At 68.6% G+C, this 4014-nt stretch carries 5 protein-coding genes; 3 read left to right on the forward strand and 2 right to left on the reverse strand.

Features of this window, described 5'->3' with window-relative positions; translation table 11 throughout:
• Window positions 1-7: 7 nt before the first annotated feature.
• Window positions 8-430, forward strand: coding sequence for a hypothetical protein (locus tag C5O18_RS07205; RefSeq protein ID WP_146089263.1), 423 nt, complete (start codon window positions 8-10; stop codon window positions 428-430).
• Here C5O18_RS07205 and C5O18_RS07210 read toward each other — a convergent pair whose 3' ends face one another.
• Window positions 431-865, reverse strand: coding sequence for a DNA polymerase III subunit chi (locus C5O18_RS07210; protein WP_105192756.1), 435 nt, complete (start codon window positions 863-865; stop codon window positions 431-433).
• Between the two features lie 10 nt (window positions 866-875).
• Window positions 876-2369 (reverse strand): leucyl aminopeptidase, encoded by a 1494-nt coding sequence (locus C5O18_RS07215; protein ID WP_105192758.1) that lies wholly within the window; start codon window positions 2367-2369, stop codon window positions 876-878.
• Between the two features lie 210 nt (window positions 2370-2579).
• On the opposite strand from C5O18_RS07215, the gene lptF reads away from it, so the two are divergent.
• Entirely contained in the window at window positions 2580-3665 is a 1086-nt protein-coding gene (gene lptF / locus C5O18_RS07220; protein WP_158249295.1) for an LPS export ABC transporter permease LptF, read from the forward strand.
• Window positions 3662-4014: LptF/LptG family permease (locus tag C5O18_RS07225; RefSeq protein ID WP_146089264.1), on the forward strand; the 353-nt coding region annotated here is incomplete at its 3' end. The genes lptF and C5O18_RS07225, both read left to right, overlap by 4 nt.

Raw genomic sequence — 4014 nt, forward strand, 5'->3', positions numbered from 1 at the left:
CGCGGACATGAGCAATGCCATCTATGCCAGCAGCAGCGCCGAGTGCGCGGATGCGCTAGCCAATTCGAGCAGTCCGTATCCTGCGCTGAACAAGGATTTCTGCGTTCCGGGGGCGACCGGGCCGACACCGGCCATGAACGTGCCAGCCAGCCTGCGCGTGGTGACGCCTGATGGCGCCCATGACATCCCGTTTGTCATCGCGCTCGGGCCGGTGCCGTATCCGGCCACCCTGAACGATGCCTATGTCAGGGCGGCGGAGATCTTCGCCTCCGGTGCGCGCCTGATCGTGCGCGAGGTGAGCGGCAGCGCGAATCCGAATGACAACGGCAGGCTCGCATTCTCCGTGCTTCCCGCCCCCGGACAGCTGCCCATCCCGCCGACCTGGCGCCATGTGCTCGACAGTCTGGAGGGCTTTGCCAGTGGCGGTTGACTAGCCTTTCAGCTCGTGCGCCTGCACCGCATAGCCGAGCCGGCGGTATTCCCGCCAGTGATCGCGGGCCTGTTCCCGCTCGGCATCGGTGCCGGCGACGATCTCGATCACGCGCTGGAAGCGCTCGAAGCCGGCGGGAATGCCGGCGCCGAGGTTGATCAGGATGTCGCGGCTGTCGCCCGGCAGGCTGTCCTCCCAGCCGATGCGCACCGGCGGCGGCGGCGTGGGTCCGTCGCCGACCAGGTGGTGGGGAATGAAAGACTCGGCGCGGAAGGACCACAGCAGCTCGTCCACTGCTTCGGCCTCGGCGCGGCCGCCGGCCTGCACCAGGACCTTGCGGTTCTGCTGCCAGGCCTTGTCGACCAGCCGGCAGGCCGTGTTCAGGCGGGCCGACAGCGGGGCGTCAGCGGCCAGCACGTAGAAGGTGATCTCCACGCTGTCTGCCTCAGGCCGCCGCGCGGGCGCGCAGGAACTCCAGCAGCAGCGGCACCGGACGGCCGGTGGAGCCCTTCTGGGCGCCGCTCAGCCAGGCCGTGCCGGCGATGTCCAGGTGCGCCCACGGATAGGCCTTGGTGAAGCGCGCCAGGTAGCAGGCCGCGGTGATCGAGCCCGCGGTCGGCCCGCCGATGTTGGCGATGTCGGCGAACGGCGAGTCCAGCAGCTCCTGGTAGTCGTCCCAGACCGGCAGGCGCCAGGCGCGGTCGTCCACGCGCTGGCCGGCGGCCAGCAGCTCCTCGGCGATGTCGTCGCTCGGGGTGAACAGGCCGGAGGCGACCTTGCCCAGCGCCACCACGCAGGCGCCGGTGAGGGTGGCGATGTCCACCACCACGGCCGGCTTGAAGCGCTCGACATAGGTCAGCGCGTCGCACAGCACCAGGCGACCTTCGGCGTCGGTATTGAGGATCTCCACGGTCTGGCCGGACAGGGTCTTGACGATGTCGCCCGGACGCGTGGCGGTGCCCGAGGGCATGTTCTCGGCACAGGCGATGACACCGATCACGTTCAGCTTCAGCTTGGCCAGCTTGATGGCGGCCATGACACCGAGCACCGAGGCGGCGCCGCACATGTCGAACTTCATTTCGTCCATGCCGGCGCCCGGCTTCAGGCTGATGCCGCCGGTGTCGAAGGTGATGCCCTTGCCGACCAGCACCACCGGGGCGTCCTTGGCCTTGCCGCCCTGGTAGTTCAGGGTCACCAGCTGGGCTTCGTGCTGCGAACCGGCGGACACCGACAGCAGGCAGTGCATGCCGAGCTTGCGCAGCGCCTCTTCGCCCATGACGTCGACCTTGACCGTGCCATCTTCCCCGATCGCCTTCGCCATTTCGGCGAGATAGCCCGGATAGGCGATGTTGCCCGGCTGGTTGCCGAGGTCGCGGGCGAAGCTCTGGCCGGCGGCGATGCACTGGCCCCAGAGCAGGGCATCCTTCGCGGCCTTCAGGCCGGCCCTGTCGGCGACGGCGATGGTCAGCTTCTCCAGCAGGTCGCCGCTGGCCGGCTTGCGGGACTTGTATTCGTCGAAGCGGTAGACCGCTTCCTGGGCGAAGCGGGCGTGGTCGCTGACGCGCTCTGCGGCATCGCGGCCGGCGACCGGCAGTTCGGCCAGTGTCGACAGCGCCTTGCCGATCTTGCCGGGCAGGGCCTTCACGGCGGCCACGACCAGCTTGTGCCAGGTCTGCAGGCCGATTTCGGCGGCGTCGCCGGCACCGACCACCAGCACCAGCTGCGCCTTGATGCCGGGCAGGGCGTACAGCGGCAGGGTCTGGCCCGGTTTGCCGTCGAAGCCGGCGCCGGCCAGCGCGCGGGAAAGCGCGCCTTCGCTGGCGGCGTCGAGCGCGGCGGCGCCGGGGGCCAGGGTCTTGCCCTGTACGGCCACGATCAGGGCGGGGTGCTTGTCTTGTGCCAGTGCTGCGGGTGCGACGACTGCGGTTGCCAGATCCATGCCTTGCCTCGGTTGTCAGCGGCTCGTCGCCTGGCGCGTGTCAGACAGACAGCGTGTGGCAGACAAAGCCGGGTGGATGTTTGATAATCTGCGGCTAGTTTACTGGTCATCCGGCCTTTTGCCATCGCGGGATCCCGATCTGTTTCGTTCCGTGCCTGAGTCGTGGCATGTGTGGCGGGCTCCCGGCTAGAAACCTTAGGGGCGCAAGCGTTGATCATCCGTCGTTACATCGGCTCCCAGGTCCTGTTCACGACCCTGGCGGTCGCGGGCCTGCTGACCGTCATCCTGATGAGCGGCCGCCTGATCCAGTTCTTCGACAATGCCGCCAGCGGCAAGATCGCGGTCAATCTGGTCACCGTGGTGCTGTGGTACCGCCTGCCGGGCTTCCTGGAGCTGATCCTGCCGCTGGGCCTGTTCATGGGCCTGCTGCTGGTGCTGGGCCGTCTCTATCTCGACAACGAAATGGCGGTGCTGTCGGCGGCCGGCATCGGCCCGGGCCAGCATATCCGCTGGCTGACGCCGACAGTGGCGCTGATCACGGTCATGACCGCGGGACTGGCGGTGTGGTGGACACCCTATGGCTATGCCGAGGCCGACCGCATTTCCGCCGAGCAGAAGGAGCGCTCGGCCTTCGATCTCATCCAGCCCGGCCGCTTCCAGCGCGTCGGTGACCGCATGCTCTACGCCGACCTCAGCGATGACCGCACGCTGCTGCGCGACGTGCTGATCCTCGAGTCGGCCAAGGACAAGGATGGCCGCGGCGAACGCCAGATCATCCTGCAGGCCGACGAGGGGCTGCGCGTGACCGACCCGCGCCTGGGCGGCGCGGCCATCGAGCTGCGCAACGGCGAGCGCTGGGAGGTGCGGCCGGGCGAAGCCGACTTCCAGCGCGTGCGCTTCGACAGCTACCGCATGCGCATGCCGCAGGCGGATGCCGGCGAGCGCGAGGTCAGCACCATCAAGGCGGTACCGACGCCGGAGCTGCGCGCGCGCGCGGCCGGCGAGCCCAAGGCCGCGGCCGAGTGGGGTTGGCGCTGGTCGGTGATCTGCCTGGTGCCGGTGGTGTCGCTGCTGGCGCTGCCGCTGTCACGGGTCAACCCGCGCCAGGGGCGCTACCTCAAGCTGCTGCCGGCCATCGTGCTCTACATCAGCTATGTCGTGCTGCTGGTGGCGGTGAAGAACGGGGTGGAGAAGTCCGAGCTGTCCGACTACGCCTTCTGGGGCGTGCACCTGATCTATCTCTCGCTGGGGCTGTTCCTGCTCTACGGGCGTCCGTTCCGGAGGGCGAGGGCATGACCCGGCTGTCGCGACACGTCAGCGTGACGGTGCTGGCGGCCATGCTCATGGTCCAGCTGCTGCTGCTCGGGCTCGATCTGGTGTTCTCGTTCATCGGCGAGCTCGACAACGTCAAGGGCAACTACGGCGCCTGGCAGGCTTTCCAGCACGTGGTGCTGATCCTGCCCAGCCATGTCTACGAAATCCTGCCCATGTCGGCGCTGATCGGCGCCCTGGTGGGCCTGGGCACGCTGGCTTCCAGCTCCGAGCTGACGGTCATGCGTGCCGCCGGCGTCAGCACCCTGCGCATCGTCTGGTGGGTGCTGCGCGGCGCGCTGCTGGTCATCGTGCTCGGCCTCGGGCTGGGCGA

The organism is Amnimonas aquatica (genome assembly GCF_002943415.1).
GTDB classification, from domain to species: Bacteria; Pseudomonadota; Gammaproteobacteria; order Pseudomonadales; family Moraxellaceae; genus Perlucidibaca; species Perlucidibaca aquatica_A.